18 protein-coding genes are annotated in these 17,323 nt (G+C 63.2%); 9 read left to right on the forward strand and 9 right to left on the reverse strand.

The genetic code is table 11. The annotated features are described in order from the left end of the window. Positions 1 to 73: 73 nt before the first annotated feature. The gene (locus tag IVB18_RS23350) at positions 74 to 1,036 is read right to left on the reverse strand and encodes an alpha/beta hydrolase (protein WP_247991271.1); all 963 of its coding nucleotides are present in this window, start codon (positions 1,034 to 1,036) and stop codon (positions 74 to 76) included. 102 nt (positions 1,037 to 1,138) lie between these two features. Between IVB18_RS23350 and IVB18_RS23355 the strand changes: the two genes are divergently transcribed. Next, entirely contained in the window at positions 1,139 to 1,816 is a 678-nt protein-coding gene (locus tag IVB18_RS23355; RefSeq protein WP_247991272.1) for a nitroreductase, read from the forward strand. Between the two features lie 405 nt (positions 1,817 to 2,221). Here IVB18_RS23355 and IVB18_RS23360 read toward each other — a convergent pair whose 3' ends face one another. The 3 genes from IVB18_RS23360 to IVB18_RS23370 are packed head-to-tail and all read right to left on the reverse strand — an operon-like array spanning position 2,222 to position 4,841. After that, complete coding sequence (locus IVB18_RS23360) at positions 2,222 to 3,334, reverse strand: HD domain-containing phosphohydrolase (protein ID WP_247991273.1); 1,113 nt, start codon at positions 3,332 to 3,334, stop codon at positions 2,222 to 2,224. Between the two features lie 50 nt (positions 3,335 to 3,384). After that, positions 3,385 to 3,717, reverse strand: a complete 333-nt coding sequence (locus IVB18_RS23365) for a PilZ domain-containing protein (RefSeq protein ID WP_247991274.1) — start codon at positions 3,715 to 3,717, stop codon at positions 3,385 to 3,387. Continuing rightward, positions 3,714 to 4,841: a DUF2336 domain-containing protein gene (locus IVB18_RS23370; protein WP_247991275.1), complete on the reverse strand. Its 1,128-nt coding sequence runs from the start codon at positions 4,839 to 4,841 to the stop codon at positions 3,714 to 3,716. Before IVB18_RS23370 ends, IVB18_RS23365 begins: the two co-directional genes overlap by 4 nt. 300 nt (positions 4,842 to 5,141) lie before the next feature. Between IVB18_RS23370 and IVB18_RS23375 the strand changes: the two genes are divergently transcribed. Beyond that, entirely contained in the window at positions 5,142 to 6,089 is a 948-nt protein-coding gene (locus IVB18_RS23375; RefSeq protein ID WP_247991276.1) for an AraC family transcriptional regulator, read from the forward strand. A 51-nt stretch (positions 6,090 to 6,140) separates the two neighbouring features. After that, positions 6,141 to 6,731 carry an NADPH-dependent FMN reductase gene (locus IVB18_RS23380; RefSeq protein WP_247991277.1) on the forward strand — a complete coding sequence of 197 codons (591 nt, stop codon included), beginning with the start codon at positions 6,141 to 6,143 and terminating at the stop codon, positions 6,729 to 6,731. Positions 6,732 to 6,892: 161 nt separating this feature from the next. Here IVB18_RS23380 and IVB18_RS23385 read toward each other — a convergent pair whose 3' ends face one another. After that, positions 6,893 to 7,831, reverse strand: coding sequence for a LysR family transcriptional regulator (locus IVB18_RS23385; protein ID WP_247991278.1), 939 nt, complete (start codon positions 7,829 to 7,831; stop codon positions 6,893 to 6,895). Positions 7,832 to 7,949: 118 nt separating this feature from the next. Here IVB18_RS23385 and IVB18_RS23390 point away from each other — a divergent pair, with 118 nt between their 5' ends. Both IVB18_RS23390 and IVB18_RS23395 read left to right on the forward strand, forming a co-directional pair. Further along, a complete protein-coding gene (locus IVB18_RS23390) occupies positions 7,950 to 8,927 on the forward strand; it encodes a tripartite tricarboxylate transporter substrate-binding protein (protein WP_247991279.1) in 978 nt (325 codons plus the stop codon). Between the two features lie 125 nt (positions 8,928 to 9,052). Next, positions 9,053 to 10,021 (forward strand): acetylserotonin O-methyltransferase, encoded by a 969-nt coding sequence (locus tag IVB18_RS23395; RefSeq protein ID WP_247991280.1) that lies wholly within the window; start codon positions 9,053 to 9,055, stop codon positions 10,019 to 10,021. A 216-nt stretch (positions 10,022 to 10,237) separates the two neighbouring features. Here IVB18_RS23395 and IVB18_RS23400 read toward each other — a convergent pair whose 3' ends face one another. The 3 genes from IVB18_RS23400 to IVB18_RS23410 form a co-directional block, all read right to left on the reverse strand. After that, positions 10,238 to 12,319 carry a HAMP domain-containing methyl-accepting chemotaxis protein gene (locus tag IVB18_RS23400; RefSeq protein WP_247991281.1) on the reverse strand — a complete coding sequence of 694 codons (2,082 nt, stop codon included), beginning with the start codon at positions 12,317 to 12,319 and terminating at the stop codon, positions 10,238 to 10,240. Between the two features lie 97 nt (positions 12,320 to 12,416). Beyond that, positions 12,417 to 13,196 (reverse strand): fumarylacetoacetate hydrolase family protein, encoded by a 780-nt coding sequence (locus tag IVB18_RS23405; protein WP_247991282.1) that lies wholly within the window; start codon positions 13,194 to 13,196, stop codon positions 12,417 to 12,419. 13 nt (positions 13,197 to 13,209) lie between these two features. After that, positions 13,210 to 13,821: a helix-turn-helix domain-containing protein gene (locus IVB18_RS23410; protein ID WP_247991283.1), complete on the reverse strand. Its 612-nt coding sequence runs from the start codon at positions 13,819 to 13,821 to the stop codon at positions 13,210 to 13,212. Between the two features lie 103 nt (positions 13,822 to 13,924). Here IVB18_RS23410 and IVB18_RS23415 point away from each other — a divergent pair, with 103 nt between their 5' ends. Both IVB18_RS23415 and IVB18_RS23420 read left to right on the forward strand, forming a co-directional pair. Next, a complete protein-coding gene (locus tag IVB18_RS23415; protein ID WP_247991284.1) occupies positions 13,925 to 14,407 on the forward strand; it encodes a tautomerase enzyme in 483 nt (160 codons plus the stop codon). A 40-nt stretch (positions 14,408 to 14,447) separates the two neighbouring features. Further along, a complete protein-coding gene (locus tag IVB18_RS23420; RefSeq protein WP_247991285.1) occupies positions 14,448 to 15,224 on the forward strand; it encodes a crotonase/enoyl-CoA hydratase family protein in 777 nt (258 codons plus the stop codon). 10 nt (positions 15,225 to 15,234) lie between these two features. Here IVB18_RS23420 and IVB18_RS23425 read toward each other — a convergent pair whose 3' ends face one another. Next, positions 15,235 to 15,672 (reverse strand): DUF1810 domain-containing protein, encoded by a 438-nt coding sequence (locus IVB18_RS23425; protein ID WP_247991286.1) that lies wholly within the window; start codon positions 15,670 to 15,672, stop codon positions 15,235 to 15,237. 118 nt (positions 15,673 to 15,790) lie between these two features. Here IVB18_RS23425 and IVB18_RS23430 point away from each other — a divergent pair, with 118 nt between their 5' ends. Continuing rightward, positions 15,791 to 16,813 (forward strand): DUF2778 domain-containing protein, encoded by a 1,023-nt coding sequence (locus IVB18_RS23430; protein ID WP_247991287.1) that lies wholly within the window; start codon positions 15,791 to 15,793, stop codon positions 16,811 to 16,813. 66 nt (positions 16,814 to 16,879) lie between these two features. Then, positions 16,880 to 17,137 (forward strand): hypothetical protein, encoded by a 258-nt coding sequence (locus IVB18_RS23435; RefSeq protein ID WP_247991288.1) that lies wholly within the window; start codon positions 16,880 to 16,882, stop codon positions 17,135 to 17,137. The last annotated feature ends 186 nt before the right edge of the window (positions 17,138 to 17,323 follow it).

A 17,323-nucleotide genomic window follows, 5' to 3' on the forward strand; every position in this document is an offset into this window, starting at 1 on the left:
GCGAATCGCGGCGCAATCAAGCCGGATCGGCGCCGGTCCCGGCCGGCATCGCGGATTTTTGTTCGCCATTGCCTCAGACCCCTCGTGCGAGCAGCGCCTTGAAGTCGGCTCGCGCGCGCTGTGCCTCGGCCCTGGCGACGTCCGAGGCCTCGCCGAGGCCGAAATAGCCGTGGATCAGGCTGGCGCCTTCGTGGTGCTTGACCCGCACGCCAGCCGCCTCCAGCGCTCGCGCGTAGGCGGCGCCTTCGTCGCGCAGCGGATCGAACCAGGCTGTCGTCACGATCGCGGGCGCGACGCCGGCGAGCGATACCGCGCGCAGCGGCGAAACCCGCCAGTCGGTGGCGTGGGCGGGATCCGCGAGATAGTGGCCGGTGAACCATTCCATCACCGCGCGCGACAGGAAATAGCCCTCCGCGTTCTCCGCGCGTGAGGGATAGCGCGCATTCTCGCGCGCATCCGCGTAGCTGCCCAATACGTCGGTCACGGGATAGACCAGCAATTGTGCGGCGAGCTTGATGCCCGTGTCGCGGCAGGCGATCGCGGTTGCCGCCGCGAGATTGCCGCCGGCGCTGTCACCGGCAATGCCGAGCCGCTTTGCATCGCCGCCAAATTCCGCGACGCGGTTGAAGACGTCGCTCGCTGCTGCAAAAGCGTCCTCGAACGCGCCGGGAAAGCGCGTCTCCGGCGGTCGCCGATAGTCGACGGACACCACCACTGCGCCGGTCTCGATGGCAAGCCATCGTGCCTGCCGGTCGTGGGTCTCGAGATCGCCCGCGACCCAGCCGCCGCCATGGAAGAACACCACGGTCGGCGCCGGACCGGTGCCGATCCTGTAGATCCGCGCATCGAGCGGGCCGGCGCCGCCTTTGACCTTGATGTCCTGCACAATATCGACGGGCGGCGGCGGTATGGCGGCGCGTGAGGCAGCGAGTGCGCGCAAGGATTCGCGGGCACTCTGTGGCGTCATGACCGTGGGATCGCGCATTGGCAGCAGCGGGATGATCTGGGCGATGACGGGATCGAGCGGTGCAGCCATGGCGGGTCCTCGCGCGGTTCTTGGTCTTGCTTGCGCGTTAGCATAGATTTTGCGCGCCGCATCGGCAACCGCCGGACGGGTATGCGCCAGGGAGGTAAAGAGGTGGATTTCGAAACGCTGGTCCAGTCACGCCGCAGCGTGCGTGGTTTCAAGCACGAGCCGGTGCCGCGAACGGTGATCGAGGCGATCATCGACAGTGCCAAGCGCGCGCCGTCGTCGATGAACACCCAGCCCTGGCATGTCCACGTGCTCACGGGCGCGCCGCTGGAAGAGGTGCGCCGCCGCAACATGGAGGAGATGGTTGCCGGCGCCAAGGTCAAGCGCGACATCATCAGCCATGGCGAGTACCAGGGCGTTCACCGCACCCGGCAGGTCGACGTTGCCAAGAAACTGTTCGGGGCGATGGGGATCGCACGCGACGACAAGCCGATGCGGCAGGATTGGGTGCTGCGCGGCTTCCGCCAGTTCGACGCGCCGGTCTCGCTCGTGCTCAGCTATGACCGCGTGCTCGACCCCGGCGCGGTCTGCCATTTCGATCTCGGCGCGCTCTGCTACGGCATCGTGCTCGCGGCCTGGGATCGCGGACTAGGCAGCGTGATCAACGGGCAGGGCATCATGCGATCCGACATCGTGCGCGAGGTCGCGAAGATCCCGGAAGACGAAGCCATCATGACCTGCGTTGCGATGGGCTATCCCGACGAGACATTTGCCGCAAATGCCGTTCGCTCGGATCGTGAGGACAACGAGGGGTTCGTGCGGTTCGTCGGATTCGCTGACTGAAACGACACGTCGACGCGGCGGAGGAGATTATTCTCCCATGGAAATTTCATGGAAATTTTTGGTGCTGACTCCTCGCCGGCTCTTGCAATCTCGATGGAGCGGGAGGAACAATATCAGACGTAAAAGGTTTGATGCTGGCGCGAGGGAATTGACATGCGGCGGCTGGCTAGCCTGATTCGACAGTTCTTCGGTCCGCGAGTGCGGCGCCCGATCGATGATGATCCAAGTCTTCCTTTCACACCTGAAGAGTTCGGCAGGCTGATCCGTAGCGGTCGACGCAAGGACATGAAGCTGCTTGCGGAAGGACTGGCCTGCCGGTCCATCCCGCGCAACGTCAAATACCGGGCCACGCACTAAGCCCGTTCGTGACGAGGTCCTCGTTGCGGGATCGTCGCACCCGCGCGCTCACCGCGTGAGCGCGACCTGCTTGAACGAGATCACGAGCGCCTTCTCCAGCTTTCCGGTCATCCCGCGGAGAATGTTGTAGGCCTCCGTGCGCGGCATCGTCGGCTTGTAGGGCCGGTGCTCGATCAGTGCGGCGAAGATGTCCGAGATCGTGAGAATGCGCACGACGTCGTTGATGCTCTCGCCGCTGAGCGCGTCCGGATATCCGCTCCCGTCGAGATATTCGTGGTGATGCCGCACGGCGTCGAGAATCTCGGGCGAGATGTTTTCGTGATCCTTCAGAAACTCATAACCCGCCGCCGGATGCGTCTCGATCATGGCGCGTTCGTCGGCGTCGAGGCGGCCGGGCTTGTCCAGGATCGCAAGCGGGATCTGCGCCTTGCCGATGTCGTGGAACATGGCGGCTGAGTACAGCCGCTCGAGATCGGTTCGCCCGACGCCGAGGCTTAGTCCGAAGTCGATCGCCACGCCGGTCACGAGCAGGCAATGCTGGTAGGTTCCCTCGTGGTGACGCCGCACCGTGGTGAGCCATTCGGACAGGCCGTGCTCGGTGATACGATCGGCGACCTTGCGGCCGGCTTCTTTCGTGCCGTCGACGTCGAGGGGCTCGTCGAGCGTGACGGCGGTGAACATCGAGGCGATGGCGGTCGCCGCGGTTTCGACGGCATTACCCGGTTGCGGTGTGTCACTTGAGGCAGCGGAGGCCGGGTCAGCCAGCGCTGCCAGCAGCTTGATCTTGTTGATCGTCCCGGGAAGCACGAGCGTGGCGCCGAGCGCGTAGGCCTGCGAGATACTCACGTGAGATGAGTGCTCGACGAGGAAGATGCGCTTCGTGGCTTTCGCCAGCTTGGCGGCCCGCTTCTTGATCGCCGCGACGTTGCCGACGTCACGCAGTTCCGCGCGGATGACGATGGCGAATGGCACTTGCGACAGCTTGGCTTCCACATCGAGCCGTTCGCCCGCGACGGTAAACTGTTGTTCGAGGATCGAGCAGACGCCCGACAATTTGTCGGAGGAATCGGCCAGCACATGCACGAACGGGCGTGGCGCTTCCGTCTCTCGGATGCTGCCGTCGCCTTTGACCGGGCGGGATATGGTTCGCGCATTCTGCACGGTGGGCCTGGACTATACCGGAGTTGAACGAGCTTGATGAATTCTGGAGGCTATTTTCTCTGGGTGGAGTTCTGCGCGGCGGCTGCCCGGGCGCTCGGCGGTTTCTTCTTGCTGTCTGCAGTGATGAAGTGCACGCCGGCCATGGTGCCGTCGATCCAGACCAGTTCGCAGCGCCGGAAGGCGAGCCCCGTCGACGACAGCAGCATGAAGAATTCCTTGGCCTGGAGCACGTCGAGCGTGCCCTCGACCTCGAGCTTGGCGCCGCTCTGCGACACGTCGAGCAGAACGCAACTGCGTCGCCAGGTGCCGTCCGAGCCCATCAGTTTTACAGCTTGCTTGTGGTCCATTCGCACGCGAAGCGCCTTGCGACCGTCGAACTTCATCGGTTAACCCCCATTTTTGTGCCGCGATTTCCCTGATCGCTTGTGTTGGCACTTGCTGCTATTTCCCCCCAGCGCACCGTCCACTGGCTGGTCGACAAGAGAAGCGTTTCGAAGATTTGCTGCGCCCGCTTGCGCTCCGCGAAGGAGAGGCGAGCGCCGCTTCGATTGCTGAGGATCGCGAGCGTGGTCTGCCAGTTCAGGCGCGAAGCGCGGCAGGCCATGACCAGGCCCTCGCAGTTGCCATCGGTCATCACGTGCTCGACGATCTCGATCGGGGCGGCCGAAAGCACCGAGAGTGCGGTGAACAGGTTGGCGGTCTCGCCGCGGATCGCGAAGCGGTTCACCGTCGAGTCGTTGAGCTTGCCCACACGATTGAGCGCGATGATCTCTGGCCTTGCGCTCGCATAGTCGGTCGAACAAGGCCGCTTGGGCGAAACCGGCGCGGGCGCCGGATTCGGAGCCGCGGTTTGCCTGGGTGGCACGGAGGAGACGTTGGGCTTGGCCGGCGTTTTTGGGGTGGGTGAGATGGAGAGCAACTTCCGCACGACCAGGTCAGGCGTGCCCGGCCGGAGGGCCAGAGCCTTCGTGATCTCGCCATCCTGTTCGGCCCTGGCGATCAGCGCGGCATAGGCCGCGTCGGAGAACCCGGTCCCCGTATTCTTGATCAGCGCGAGGCAGAGCGCAGCGGTGCCGCGCTCGATCAGCGCCTCGGTCACGACCGGCTCGATCGTGTCGCGGGCGGAGATCGCGAGTTGATGTCGTTCGCCGCACGACGCCGCGACCGCCTTGAGATCGGTCGCGGACAATGCCCGCGATTTGAGCAGGACCGGGCAGGCTACCTCCGGATCGTCGTGCGAAGCCAGGTGCCGCAATGTGTCCTGCGGCGCAACATCGAATTCGGCAAGTGCCTTGCTGAGCTGAACCAGCGCGCTGGGAGTGACCCGCTCCGTCAGGCGCAGCAGGACGCCGTCGACGACGTTGACGAGCATTTCCTGAGGCCTGTCGCGGCTGGTAGCGAGCAGGTGCACAATGCCGCAGAGGATACGCGCGCAGCGCTCCGGCGGGCTCGCTGCGACCGCTTCTTCCAATTCAACAAGAATATCAGCAGGCGAATTTGCCATCATGGCAGGAGCCTGAATTCAAATAACTTCGACTATCCAACGGGCTTCATTGCGCTCCACACTTCTTAATTTGGAATTTAACATTCGATCCTTCGGGTATCGGCGCACCGTCCACTTCACTTGAAACGCTATCGAAATTTGGCAGAATGCGAACCGTCAGCTTGTCCTTTGAATTGCACCTTCGCCAACTGATCGAGAGAGGATAGGATGATTCTTTCGGTCTAACGGGGCAACCGAAAGGGGGGAATCAGACCGGTACTGTCGCCGGATGCGCGTCGTTTCGCGACGCTGCTTTCATTTATCATGACCAGCATTGATGATGCGCCCGGGTTGGCGCCAAAGATATTTCGTTTTGCAGACGTCGATGAGTTTCGCAACGCGATCCGCGGTTTGAACTTCGAGTTCACACCGCTCGTGCGAAGGATTGCGACTGAGCAGGTCATTTTGCGTTTGCCCGGCTGCGACGTGAACGTCACGCGTGCGTTTCCGCGTGTGGTAGACGCCGAGCTCGTCGCGGATTGCACGGCGGTCGGATTTGCAATGGACGACCTCGAAGTTCCCATTCGCTTCAACGGCGCACAACGTGACTGCTCGGTCATCGTCATCGGCAGCAGCGGCGCGGCCTACAACACCATCGAGGAGGTGCAGCGGCAAATCGCCTCGGTCATCTTCCGTCCGGAGGTGAAGGACCGCGGCTGGCCCGAGACGAACTCCAATTTCAAGATTTTCGAGACGAGCACATCGGCTCTGCATTGGTTGCGGAAGGTGGTCAGGGAGGTGATGGCCGCCGCGTCCGAGCCCGTCGATCCGGCCGAAGTGCCGCTGAAGGCTGCCGCGATGAAGGAGTCGCTGATCGGCGCAGTCGATGCCGCGTTCGCCAACGTCGTTCCCGCACGATGGACAGTGCGGCCGAACGACGAGCGGCAGTTCAAGACATTTCAGGATATCCGCGCGCTGTTGTCCGACGATCTTTCACAGCCCATCTACAGCGAGGAGATTGCGCGCAAGCTCGGCATTTCCGTCCGCACCATGCATGACGTCGTCCGCCGTTATCGCGGCATGAGCTTGCACCGCTATTTGCGCTTGCGCCGGCTGTGGCTGGTGCGCAGGCGGCTGCTCGCGGGAGCCGACAGCGTCAAGGCCGTGGCGCTGGCGTTCGGCTTCTGGCATCTCAGCGACTTCTCCAGAAGCTATCGCGACCAGTTCGGCGAGACGCCGTCGCAAACGCTGGTGCGTGGGCGAAGGGCGTAGCGCGACAAATGGATTGGGTCCGTTCCGGCGTTTCGTGCTAGCCTGCCGGCCATGAGCAACCGCATTCTCGTCCTCTACGGATCCTATCGCTCCGACCGCATGGGCATCCGCCTCGCTAATTTCGTCATCGATCGCTTGCGCTCCCGCGGCGAGGAGGTCGAATTCATCGACGCCAAGGCGATCGGCCTGCCGATGCTCGACCGCATGTACAAGGAATATCCAAAGGGCTCGGCGCCCGAGGCGCTGGAGAAGCTGGCCGGGCAGATCCGCGGCGCGGACGGCTTCGTCTTCGTCACCGGCGAGTACAATTGGGGGATCCAGCCCGGCTTGAAGAATCTCACCGACCATTTCCTGGAAGAGTGGTTCTGGCGCCCGGCTGCGATCGCGAGCTATTCGGCCGGCCGCCTGTCCGGCGCGCGCGCGGCGACTGCCTGGCACGGCACGCTCTCGGAGATGGGCATGGTGGTGGTGTCGAGCACCATCGGCGTCGGGCCGATCGCGCAGACGCTGTCGGCAGACGGCGAGCCGATCGGCGAGGGCGGCAAGGCGCTGGAGCGGTCGTTTCCCCGTTTTGCCGACGACCTCATGTGGTGGATCGAGGCGGGCAAGGCGCAGCGGGCGCGCAAGGCGCCGCCTTACTGAGCCGCTCCGGGCGTGTACTCATAAACCCGATCAGCCCGTTGAGTAGGCCGTGTCCGTTCTGTCTTTGAGGCCGGACAAGGCCAGTTCGCCCTAGCGAGTCGGCTAAGGGCCCAAGAACGGACTCTGGACTTAAACGCGTGATTAGCGGCCAATTCGACCGACTAGGATATATTCACAAGAGATCTAGCGACTTCCCGCGTACATTTAATAAATGATTCTACTGCTGGACTGAGCGTCCGATTCCTCAAAAATACGATCTCGGCCGAAATTAGGGGGCCTGAGGACTTTAGCGGCAATACCTTCAAAGCGGATTGATGAGCGCTCAGTGCCGCAACCGATGTCGGTAGAATTCCGACGAATTCTCCGCTCGCAATCAAGGATACCGTGAGCTGAACAGCGATCGTTTTGATCAGCGGCTTCGGTGGCGAAATGTTGTTGGCTCGAAATACCGCGGCCACGAGTGCACCCGGCGGACTGTCGTAAGGCGGCAGGACCCAATTAGCTTCCATGATATCCTTGAGTGCTGTTCGCCGCTTTCGCGCAAGATCACTGTGCGCCCCAACAACGAACACAAGTGGCTCGTCGAACAGGACCTCGGAATTGAAGTCGTCTTGCCGCGCCGGGGCTCTGGTAATCAGCAGGTCAATTCTGCGCTCGCGCAATTCCTGCATTTGATGTTCACCCGGGTTAGTGAGCTTCACGTCAAGCTGAACACCGGGATGCTCCCTGGAAAATCGCCGGACGATCGTCGGCACCAAGCTGTGTAGGATGATGTCGGTGCATCCCAACCTCACTTCGCCCGAATTTGGGTCAGAAAGATATTCCAGGGAGCGACGACCTTGTTGCATTTCATCGAATATATTTACTCCGCATCGGAGCAGAACTTCTCCATAAGCGGTCAGCACCGCGCCCCGCGAGCCACGGTCCAGTAGTCGCACGCCGAGCGTACCTTCCAAGTCGGATATCGTGTTGGAGATCGCAGGATGGGAAATTCTCAATTTTGCGGCTGCCTTCGCCATGCTGCCGGCATCTGCGATCGCCATCAAGATGCGAAGATCGCGTAACTTGATGAGACGGCCAATTCGATCCGACGAATCCATATGAGCCAGCCCTTAACCCTGGAGTTACAGGGATGTCATGATTTTCGGTCTACCAGATAAGAGGCAAACCGACCAGAGTCGATCGGGCGCGCGGGCACCGTCTGCGCTGGAGAATCCGATGATTACCAGACGAAAATTCGTGACGTCCGCGGTTGGCCTAGCTTCGGTCTTTCCCGGTGCGGCATGGGCTCAACAAGCCAACCAGGCCACCACGCGAATGTTGGTCGGCTTCACCGCGGGTGGCGCAATCGATGTCATCGCAAGAATGCTGGTCGATGGAATGAAAGACGACTTCCCTTCGTTTATCGTGGACAACCGCCCCGGAGCAGGCGGACGTGTTGCGCTTGGAGCCCTGAAGGTCGGCCCAGCAGATGGCACGGCGATGATCCTGACACCAGCGTCAAACTTCGCCGTGTTTCCCCACGTCTACAAGAAGCTTGGCTATGATGCGTTCAAGGACTTTGCTCCGGTCACAACCGTTTGCGACTTCCCATTTCTGGTCACAGTGGGACCGATGGTGCCGGCTGACGTGAAGACACTCACCGATTTTGTAAGCTGGTGCAGGGCCAATCCAAAGCTTGCGACCTATGGCACGGCTGCGGCTGGATCAATGCTGCATTTTACCGGCGTAGCCCTAGCTAAAGCCGGCGGTTTCGAATTCGTGCATCTGCCATATGGCGGCCCAAACGGCATCCAAGACCTGATCGGCGGTCGAATTGCCGCAACAATCTACCCGACCGGCACCGCACTTCCGCACGTCCAGTCCGGAGCCATTCGCGCGTTAGTAACAACCGGCCCCCAACGGTCTCCGTTGCTTCCCGATGTGCCGACGGTTCGCGAGGCCGGATATCCTATGCTTGAGGCCATTGAGTGGTTCGGCGTTTTCGTCCCGGCAATCACGCCGGCCGAAACGGTTAACCGCCTAAATCGGGCGATCCGCTCAGTAGTCAGAACCGATGCGTTTAAAGCAAACTCGGCCAAGCTTTCGGTTGACCCGGCAGGGCTCACACCAGGGGAATTTGCACAATTGATTAAATCGGATTTCAACCGCTGGGGGCCGATTGTTCAGGCTTCCGGCTTTTCATCGGAAGATTGAGGCTCGTCCTGATCGGATCGGCGTTGGCGAAGAACCGAAGAACATAGATATGCACCGGACAGGAGCAGCGAGCTTCTCAATAGATCGTACAGTTATTGCGGAATGCGGTTTTGGGGGAATTGATTATGACAGATAGCCGGCTGGACGTCCTTCCGCCGCACGTTCAATTGATTCAGATGGGCCGTGCCCACATCGTCTCAAGAATCGTCTATGCAGCGGCCAAGCTGGGGCTGGCGGATCAACTCGCCCCCGGACCGAAGAGTGCCGCGGAGCTGGCCGGCCCGATGCAGGTCCATGCGCCTTCGTTGCACAGGCTGATGCGTACGCTGGCGAACCTCGGCATTCTGACCGAGCGAATGGAGCAGCGCTTTGCCCTGACTGGTTTGGGCGAGGCGTTAAAGACAGGCGCGACCGGTTCGGCAAGATCAGCGGTGATATTTTCGGGCAGCCCTTCGTCTCAGAGTGGCTGGGATCACGTGGTCTATTCCATACAGACCGGCAAACCCGGCTTCGATAAAGCGCAGGGCGTGGCATTCTTCGACTACCTCATGCAACATACCGACGACGCCTCGCTGTTCAGCGAGACGATGGTCGGCTTGCATAGCCAGGAGCCTACCGCTGTCGCCGAGGCCTACGATTTTTCAGCCTTCAAGACCATTGTCGACGTCGGTGGGGCAACTGGCAACATGCTGGCGGCTGTGCTTGCCCAACATGGCGGTCCGCGCGGCATCCTGTTCGACCGGCCGCATGTCCTGCAGGACGTACCGGCTTTGCTTGATGCCAAAAGCGTTCGCGAGCGAGTGACGATCGAGCCCGGCGATTTCTTTCAGCGTGTCCCGACCGGCGCGGATGCTTACATACTTTCGCACATCATCCACGACTGGAACAATGATCAGTGTCTTACGATCCTCAATCACATACGCGAAGCGATGAATGCCGCCGGCCGTCTGCTGCTTATTGAAATGGGTTGCCGCTTGGCGACACGCCGCATCCGGGGAAAATACTCGATATCACGATGCTCGTCCAAATGGGGGGACAGGAGCGTACCGAAACCGAATACGCGTCACTTCTCAGCAAGGCGGGTTTCCGTCTAACGCAGGTCGTGCCGACCAGTTCAGCAGCCAGCATCGTGGAGGCGGTCGTGGCCTGAGTTGCGAGTGGATGGCATCGACTTACGGCCGCGCGATGTCCGCCGACTTCGCAAATGAAAGCCCAACTGAGTCGCCTTAGGCCAGCGCGTCCTGGCTGCGGCAGTCGTTCACGCCATCGCACCAGAAGCCTGAAAAGCGGCATTTATGAGTACACGCTAGCTAGGCGGCCCTGACTTCGCTGAGGAAGCGGTCGAACTGTCCGGCGAGATCGCGCGACTGCGTCGAGAGCTGCTCGGCTGCGCCCAGCACCTCCCTGGCGGCCGCGCCCGTGTCGTCAGCGGCGCGCTGCACGCCGGTGATGTTGGTATTGACCTCCTGGGTACCGCGCGCGGCCTCCTGGACGCTGCGGGAGATCTCCTTGGTCGCCGAGCCCTGTTCCTCGATCGCGGCCGCAATCGCGGTGCCGATCTGGTCGATTTCGGCGATGACATCGGCGACGTTGCGGATCGCGCTCACGGTCTCGTCGCTCGCACTCTGGATCGCCGCGATCTGCTCGGAGATTTCGGTGGTCGCCTTGGCGGTCTGGCCGGCCAGGGACTTTACTTCGGAAGCGACCACGGCAAAGCCGCGGCCGGCTTCGCCGGCGCGCGCGGCTTCGATGGTCGCGTTCAGCGCCAGCAAATTGGTCTGCTCGGCGATGCTCTGGATCAGCGTGACGACGTCGCCGATCTTCTGGGCGCCCTCGGCGAGTGCGCGCGCGGTGTCGCCGGTGCGGCGGGCGTTGTCGACGGCGCGGGCCGCGATCTCGGTGGACTGAGCGACCTGGCGGCCGATCTCCGCGATCGAGGAGGTCAGCTCTTCGGTGGCGCTCGCGACCGTCTGCACGTTGGTCGAGGTCTGCTCGGAGGCGGCCGCGACGACCGCAGCCTGGCTGTTGGTCTGGGCCGCGGTCGAGGTCATCGACTGCGCCGTGCTCTCCATCGCGGTGGAGGCCTGGGACAGGCCGCCGACGAGCTCGGTGACCTTGGCCTCGAAGGCGCTGGTGAGGCCGTCGAGCGCTTGCGCGCGGCGCATCTTGCCGTCGTTCTCGGCCTGTTTCTCGGCTGCGAGCCGGTCGGCCCGGATCATGTTGTCCTTGAACACCTGCACGGCGGCGGCCATGGCACCGATCTCGTCGGAGCGCGCAGCGCCAGGGATCTCTTCGGCAACGTTACCCTCTGCAAGCCGCGACATCCGTGTGGTCAGGTCGACGATGGGTGCGCAGACCCGGCGGCGCACCGTCACGACGAGGCCGATGCTCGCGATCAACACGGCAACGAGGCCCGCGAGCGCGATCGTGAAGCTCGTGCGCGCGGCCGAAGAGGCACCGGCAAGGATCTGCTCGGCATTGTCGTAGAAGGCGTCGCGGACGCCGATGACCGAGCCCAGGCCGCGCTGCGATCCTGCGTAGAAGGTCTCGACGTCGTGCTCGTATTTGCCGCTGGTCGCGCCGTCCTTCACGAGTTTCAGCTCGTGGCCAAAACCTTCGACATAGGCCGAGTTCATCGTCTCGAGCGCGGAAGCGACATTGGCGGGCGTCGCCGGATTGCCGCGCAGCTCCTGGAGCGACATCGCGATCTGGTCGTTGCGCCCTTGCGAGCGGGCGATGTCGGCCTTCTCGGCCTCGGTCGCCACCTTCCTGGCCCCGACGAGGTTCTTGTGCAGGCTGGCGTTGAGGCCGCCGATGTCGCGCAGCGTCATGGTGATGTTGGCGTAGCTGGCCTGGCGGTAGGCATCACCGTTGAGGATCGCCATGCGGCGCACCTGCTCGTTGAGCAGCGCGGTTACGCTGGCGTTCAGCACCGCGTTGTCGGCGACGATCTTCCTGGCCGCGTCCTTGCGCGCATCCGCCGGTCCAGCGATCGCCTTGTCGATCGCGTCGCGCAGCGCCGCAAGCTTCGTGTTCAGCGCGTCGATGTTGCTGCCGATGGTGTTGCCGTCATCGAACGGGCCGGGCAGGTCCTTGCGTAGCGCGTTCATCTTGTCCCGCGCGCCGTCGGTTTGCTTGCGCAGCTTGTCGTGTTCGGGGAGCAGCGTCGGGTCGACGGTCGCCGGGCCATAGAGGATGTTGGTGGCAAAGCCGCGCTCGGGGTTGAGGTAGCGCGGGATGTCACTGACGGCGCGGACGATCGCGAGCCGGCCCTGCGCTTCGGTGATCCGCTCCATCGTCTGGTATTTCGTCACGGCGACATAGACGGCGAGGCCGCCGCCGACGGTCGAGAGCGAGACGATGGCGGCGGTCAGGAGTGTACCGATTTTCATGGGCAGTCCGGCAATTGGCGCGGGGGAGAATTATCTTGCAGGACCATAGGTTGCGCGTGTTAACCCCGGGTTTACGCTCCGCGCCGCCGGCCCCGCGTTAGTCGTAGGTCGCGCTCACTGTTCCCAGGGGACCGAAATCTGCGACATAGGTTTCGCCCGCTTTCGGCCGCAACATGCCCGTGAGCGTGCCCGTGCTGATGGTCTGACCCGCCTTGAGGCCGATGCCGGTCCGTGACAGCTCGTTGGCGAGCCAGGTGAGCGGCACAAGGGGATGATCGATCGCATCCGCCGCGGTCCCGCGCCGCCTCAACGCGCCGTTGCAATTCAAAACCACCTCCTGATTGGCAATGTCGCGGCTGCGCCAGTCCGCGATGGCTTCGCCAAGCGCGATCGATCCTGATCCGGCGCCGTCGGCCAGAATCGCCGGCATCGGCGGAAACGCCGCATCGTGAACGAAGCGGCACTCGGCGAGCTCGATGCCCGGATGCAGCGAGGCGACGGCCTCGTCGACCTCTTCAGCGGAGTATGGTCTAGCGCGCGGCGGCAGGTCGACGCCGAGGCGCGCCTGGTATTCGACTTCGGGAATCGGGCTGCATTGTCTGGCATGCTCGACGCTTGCGGGCGACGACTGGATCAAGGGCGCGAAGACCCGGCCGTAGATCGGCGAGGTCGTGCGAAGCTGACGCTGGAGTTCGGGCTTCATGCCGGCAATTTTCCAGCCGACGACTTCCCAGCCCAATTCCTCTTCCACCATCTCCGCGATGCGGTAAGCCGTATCGGCATCGGGCGGCACCAGTCCCTCGTCGAGGCCGCTCTGCTGCCGGGCCTCGCGGCGCAGTGTGGCGAGATGCCGGGCGAGTTCGCGCTGTCGTGACAAGTGTGTGTCCGATCTATTCGGTGGTGCGAGCGAGGGCGTCGGACAGGATCATCTTCAGCTCCTCTTGAACATGGTCGAGCGTCTGCGCGCTGCGGCTTGCACGGCACATCGCGACCGTACCTTCGATCGAAGCGACGACGAGGGTTGCGAGCCGCTCCGCCCGCTTCAGAGCCAGACCTTCGCGGCACAACGCCCTGAGCATGATCTGCCGCCAGTCGGCAAAGACGCCGTCGGCAAGGTCGAGCAGATGCTGCTGCGCCGTCTCGTCATCCTTGTCGGAGGGCTCGCCGACATAGCGGTCGACGGCTACGGCAAGCACCGGGCAACCCGCCTCGAAGCGGGTCGATTCCAGTTGCCGTCGCCATGATGCAACGAACGCCTTCAGTCCAGCGATGGCGCCGAGCTGATTCACTGCCTTCTCAAGCGGGACGGACACCTGCTGCCCGGCGAACACCACGGCTTCGGCGATCAATTGCCGTTTGCCCTCGGGGAAGTGGTGGCTGATCGAGCCGCGCGGGGTCGCAGTATGACGGACAACGTCGCGCATGCTTGTGGCGTTCACACCGCGCCGGCTCATCAGGTCGGCGGCGCCGGCAATCATCTTGTCGCGTGTGGTGGCGGTCATGGAGCTCTCGGGCGAATTTGCTTTCGCATTTATACTATGACGCTTGACATAGGCAAGCGAGGCTGGATATGACATGTGTCATAGCCCATGGGAGGGATGCAGCGTGACCATCATCACCGTGACTGCGCCCGGGGGCCGGCTCAGCCTGGCGCAGCGCCGCCGCCTCGCGGAAACTCTGACCGACGCCGTGCTCGAGCCCGAAGTCGGCCAGCACGCGCCGGCGGCTCGAATGGGCTTTCAGGTCCATTTCCACGACCTACCGGTCGACTGCATGGCGATCGGCGGTCGGCTTTTGTCCGACCAGGACACACCGCCCGACATCATGACCATCAATATTGCGGTGATGAATGCGGCGTGGCCTGCGCAGGTGCGGGCCGAGGTGATAGGCAACGTGCTGGCGCGGTTGGCGGAGGCCTGCGAAATGCCGGCGCCCGCGCCGACCTGGTGGATCAATTTCGAGATCATCGATGAGGGAAGCTGGGGGTCGCAGGGCGGCGTGCTCTCGATCCTCCAACTTCTGGAAACCGGCGTGTTCACGCCGCAGCGGAGCAACGCGATTCGCGCGGCGGTTCAGCCGCCGGCCTGACGCACTGCCAACACCAGGCGACCATCATGGAGAGAAACGCATGAGCGAAGGACAGATTCGTACCGAGGAGCACGGCCACATCCTCAAAATCATCATCGACAACGTCACGAAGAAGAACTCGTTCACGCCGGCGATGATGGAGCAATTGTCTAATGCGCTGACCGAGCTGAACGACAACGAGACGTATTGGGTCGGCGTGATCTGCGCCGAAGGCGGCGACTTCACCGCCGGGCTCGATATGCCGAAATTCTTCGGCCCGACCGCAGAGAAGCGGAAAATCAAGGACGGCAATGTCGATCCGTTCGGCCTTAGCAAGCGCTGCCGCAAGCCGATCGTCACCGCCGTGCAGGGCATCGTGTTCACCATTGGCATCGAGCTGATGCTCGCCGGCGACATTGTGGTCGCGGCCGCGGATGCGCGCTTTTGCCAGATGGAGGCCAGACGCGGCATCGCGCCGCTCGGCGGCGCGCATTTCCGCTTCCTGTCGCGCGCCGGCTGGGGCGATGCGATGTATCACCTGTTCCTGTGTGACGAGTTTTCGGCGCAGCGCGCCCATGCGATCGGTCTCGTTCAGGAGGTCGTGCCACCCGGAGAGCAGATCGACCGTGCAATGACGCTTGCCGCCCTCATCGCGTGCAACGCGCCGCTCGGAATTCAGGTCACCAAGGAAGCCGCCGCGAAGTACATCGAAGGCGGCGAGGCGGCGGCAATCGCCTACATCCCCAATATCCGTGATCGCGTGCTCGGCAGCGCGGACGCGAAGGAGGGCATTCAGTCCTTCATCGAGCGGCGGGCCGCCGTCTTCCAGGGCCGCTGAACACGGGGCGTTATACCGGCCGTTCAAGCCTCGCCAGGATCTCCAGCGTGGCGCCGTCGCGCTCGCCCGAAAAATATCTGGCGATCGCCAGGCCGAAGATCGGCTGGTCGGACACGGCGTCGAACAGCGTCATCGACGAGCGGAATTTGGCGTCATCCGGCGCCCCGAGGATCGCGTGGATGGTCCGTCCCTTCACGGCGAGCACGAGGCCGGTGCATTCGACGAGACGGGCGCCCAGGACAGGGTGGGCGAGGTAGGCATCGGCCTCCTCGCGCGAGCCGATGGCGTAGCGCTGCGACATGGCGCTGAAGCCGAGGCCAGCGAGTTGCGGGAAGACGAACCACATCCAGTGGCTCTGCTTCCGGCCCCGGGACAGCTCCCCGATCACGGTCGGATAGACCGGATTCTGGGCCTGGACGAACCGGTTTAGGTCGAAAGGATCGGACATTGGATACCTTGGGGCACCTCGCCGGCCGCGATTATGCCTAACTTTTGGCTCCCAATGTGGTAGCTGGTACAGAGTCTCCGGGTGGGGTGGGCCCCCCGGGGGTCGATTTGGGGATCTGATGGTTTCCGACACCGCAAGAGCCGAGAGGCTGTTGTCGCGCCGCCGTATCGGGCGGGCCGAGACAATTTTGCTGTCTCTGGCCGCCCTTGCGCTGTCGGTGGGCGCGGCAGCCTGGGTCGCGGACATGAGTGATTCGACTCCGCTGGTCTCCGCCGCGCTGCCGCCCGCCAATCACCTGTCGTTCGACGAACGTTTCACTTCGCTGTCGGGCAGCCCTCCGGCCCGCGACACCGGCTTGCGCGCGATCGAGCGCTCTGCCCTGAACGCGGTCCAGCTCAAGCTCCGCGACGCCAAGGCGATGCTCGCCCAGAGACTTCAGGGCGACGACTGGCGTTCGACCCTGACGGATGATGACCGGCCGCCGGTAGCCGACGAGACGAGGTCCTCGCAGCGGGCCGATGCCGTCCCGATGCCGCGCTCGCGCCCGGTCCAGGCCGATCTCGCCTCCCAGGTCGCCTCCAGCCAGGCCTTTGCCGATACCAACCCGAGGGTCGATAACCGCAACTTCCTCGAGAGATTCAGTGACAAGATCAAGCTGGCCTCGCTGACACCCGACAGCGGCCTGTTCCGCCAAGGGCCGGATCTTGCCGCCCTCGGCTACGATTCGCGAACGGCGGTCTATGACATCTCGGCCAAGGCGCTTTACCTGCCGAGTGGCGCCGCGCTGGAAGCCCATTCGGGCATGGGTCCGCTGATGGACAACCCCGAGCATGTCGATCAGCGCATGGTCGGCGCGACCCCGCCGGCGACTTACGACTTGAAGCCGCGCGAAAAACTGTTCCACGGCATACGCGCATTGCGCATGACACCCGCCGAGGGCACCAGCGCGCTCGGCCGCGTCGGCCTTCTCACCCACAGTTACATGCTCGGGCCGCGCGGCGACTCAAATGGCTGCGTCTCGATCAAGGACTACGAACGTTTCCTGAAGGCCTACGACAATGGCGAGTTCAACCGCCTCGTCGTCGTGCCGAACCTGAGCGGGCCGGCGACCGCCTCGCAGCGCGCGAGCACCGACTCCTGATATTTGCCTGCTACGGCGGGGCTGCCGTTTCCCCTTCGTTAAGCCGTCCTCGTCCAGAAGCAGCCCATGAGTGATCCTTCAAGCTCCGACACCCCGCTGCGCACGACGTTCAAGATCAAGCTGAACGGTGATACGTTGGCGATTGCGACCGTCGGCCAAGCCTATCAGTTCCTCACCAACTTCAAATCGGTCGAGTGGATGGAATTCCGCGCGCTGCACGAGGACGCCGTCGAAGCGCTGGAGGGCGCCGCCGGCAACGCCATGCTCGCGGTGCAGGCGACCAACGCCGTACGCGCGCTGTTCGTCAGCGCGAGACTGCTTTGAGAAGCGTGGCTGTAGCCTGGATGGAGCGCAGCGTAATCCGGGGCCAGCCATGCAGATCCTGGAAGATTCCCGGATTGCGCTGCGCTCCATCCGGGCTGCCGCTCACAGCTTGAACTCCGCTATAGGAATAGGCAAACGGTCCGCGAAGGCCGTGGCCCAAGCCAATACGTTTGAAGCTTACTTTCC

Origin of the sequence: Bradyrhizobium sp. 186 (genome assembly GCF_023101685.1) — a bacterium.
Classification (GTDB): Bacteria; Pseudomonadota; Alphaproteobacteria; order Rhizobiales; family Xanthobacteraceae; genus Bradyrhizobium.

Bases quoted from the DNA above. Each gene is read 5' to 3' on its own strand.
- IVB18_RS23420 (WP_247991285.1), top strand. From the start codon at position 14,448: ATGAGCGAAGGACAGATTCGTACCGAGGAGCACGGCCACATCCTCAAA.
- IVB18_RS23410 (WP_247991283.1), bottom strand. From the start codon at position 13,821: ATGACCGCCACCACACGCGACAAGATGATTGCCGGCGCCGCCGACCTG.
- IVB18_RS23430 (WP_247991287.1), top strand. From the start codon at position 15,791: ATGGTTTCCGACACCGCAAGAGCCGAGAGGCTGTTGTCGCGCCGCCGT.
- IVB18_RS23375 (WP_247991276.1), top strand. From the start codon at position 5,142: ATGACCAGCATTGATGATGCGCCCGGGTTGGCGCCAAAGATATTTCGT.
- IVB18_RS23390 (WP_247991279.1), top strand. From the start codon at position 7,950: ATGATTACCAGACGAAAATTCGTGACGTCCGCGGTTGGCCTAGCTTCG.
- IVB18_RS23385 (WP_247991278.1), bottom strand. From the start codon at position 7,831: ATGGATTCGTCGGATCGAATTGGCCGTCTCATCAAGTTACGCGATCTT.
- IVB18_RS23435 (WP_247991288.1), top strand. From the start codon at position 16,880: ATGAGTGATCCTTCAAGCTCCGACACCCCGCTGCGCACGACGTTCAAG.
- IVB18_RS23350 (WP_247991271.1), bottom strand. From the start codon at position 1,036: ATGGCTGCACCGCTCGATCCCGTCATCGCCCAGATCATCCCGCTGCTG.
- IVB18_RS23365 (WP_247991274.1), bottom strand. From the start codon at position 3,717: ATGAAGTTCGACGGTCGCAAGGCGCTTCGCGTGCGAATGGACCACAAG.
- IVB18_RS23425 (WP_247991286.1), bottom strand. From the start codon at position 15,672: ATGTCCGATCCTTTCGACCTAAACCGGTTCGTCCAGGCCCAGAATCCG.
- IVB18_RS23400 (WP_247991281.1), bottom strand. From the start codon at position 12,319: ATGAAAATCGGTACACTCCTGACCGCCGCCATCGTCTCGCTCTCGACC.
- IVB18_RS23395 (WP_247991280.1), top strand. From the start codon at position 9,053: ATGACAGATAGCCGGCTGGACGTCCTTCCGCCGCACGTTCAATTGATT.
- IVB18_RS23380 (WP_247991277.1), top strand. From the start codon at position 6,141: ATGAGCAACCGCATTCTCGTCCTCTACGGATCCTATCGCTCCGACCGC.
- IVB18_RS23370 (WP_247991275.1), bottom strand. From the start codon at position 4,841: ATGATGGCAAATTCGCCTGCTGATATTCTTGTTGAATTGGAAGAAGCG.